Origin of the sequence: Lysobacter concretionis Ko07 = DSM 16239, from assembly GCF_000768345.1 — a bacterium.
Classification (GTDB): Bacteria; Pseudomonadota; Gammaproteobacteria; order Xanthomonadales; family Xanthomonadaceae; genus Novilysobacter; species Novilysobacter concretionis.
This window is the reverse complement of the sequence record NZ_AVPS01000018.1, coordinates 1-1,425: the sequence shown is the minus strand read 5'-3', so window position 1 is coordinate 1,425 and position 1,425 is coordinate 1. Positions and strand designations below refer to the sequence as shown.

Below are 1,425 nucleotides of genomic sequence, written 5' to 3'. Positions count from 1 at the left end.
CGGGGTCGAAGCTGGCCAGGGTCATGTTCTTGAGCTTGGGATCCTTGTCACAGACGCTGCCGGGGGGGCACTGGCCCTTGGTCTGCCAGACCAGGTTGCCGGCGAAGTTGGGGATGGCGCTGCCGCCGTCGGCGTAGTGGGCGCAGGTCTGCTCGGGCCAGCCGCTGCGGGTGGCCAGGAAGTCGGGCTTGCCGACCAGGACGTTGTTCTGGATGTTGAGTTTGGTGGTGCTGGTGCCGCCGCCGGTGAGGATCAGGCAGTCGCCTTCGCCGACGATGGTGTTGTGGCGGATGTTGGCGGTCTGGCCGGCCACCAGGCCGACGGAAAGGGTGTTGCCCATGGCCCGGCACTGGTCGCCGTTGAGCATGAAGTCCTTGCCGTTGAAGTAGGCGCAGTTGCCGTTCACGACCGAGTTTTCGATGGTGGAGTTGCCGTGCACCTTGAGCTGGTTGCCGGCGTTGCCGACCGCGTAGACGCGGCGGACGGTGACCGAGGAGCTGGCCGCGCCGTCCATGTACAGCAGGTCCAGGCCGTCGGAGGTGTTGTGGTGGATGAAGGAGTCCTCGATCAGCCACTGGCCGCCGGTTTTTGCCGTGCCCAGGCCGTCGCCGTAGCCGCCGCCTTCCTGCGCCCAGCAGGCCCAGGGCGCGCCGGTCTGCCAGCGCTCACCGCAGCCGTTCCAGCCGATCTCGACCTCGCGCAGGACGATCTGGCCGGCGTTGGAACTGGCCGCGCCGATGTCGCCGTCCCAGCCGACCCAGCCGTTGGCGTTGATCTTGACGCGCTCGACGAGCCAGTCGGTCAGGCCGCCGGCGTGGATACCGCTGTGGGCCAGACCGTGGATGTTGAGGTCATGCAGCCAGACGTTCTTCGAGTTGGAAGCGACCAGTCCCGCGGATGCCCATTGGCCGTACGGGGCCGTGTTGCGCTCGCAGCGGGCGCCGGCATTGCTGTGGCCTTCCACGCAATCGCTCTGGTCGGTGATCTCCAGGTTGCCGATCTCGACGTTGGAGCTGCCGTTGAGGTTGAGGATGTGGGTGACGCGCTCGGTGCCCCACAGCTTGGGCGGGTTCTTGGCGTCCTTGCCGAGGATGCGGGTCTTGGCGGTGGGGGAGGGGCCGCTTGGGATGGGCGGCAGGTAGCAGTCATAGGGACCGCCGGCGTAGCAGCGGCCGCTCTTGTCGGCGGCGCCGGGGGCGCCCCAGCCGATCATGTAGCTGCCCGAGCCGATGATGAGGGTATCGCCGCCGGCGATGCGGGCGGTTTCATTGGGGGGCAGGGCGTAGTAGGGATGCTTCCAGGCGCAGGCCTGGCTGGTGCCGCTGCCGGAATAGGCTGCGTCGGCCTTGCCGGTGCACTGGGCGGCGGTGCCGCCGTCGGTACGCACGTAGTAGGTGGTGGCGGCTTGCGCCGATCCGATGGCCG

1 protein-coding gene is annotated in these 1,425 nt (G+C 68.2%); it reads right to left on the bottom strand.

Annotated elements, in window-relative coordinates:
• Window positions 1-1,425 (bottom strand): right-handed parallel beta-helix repeat-containing protein (locus N792_RS14120; protein ID WP_036196142.1); only part of this gene is annotated, 1,425 nt, incomplete at both ends.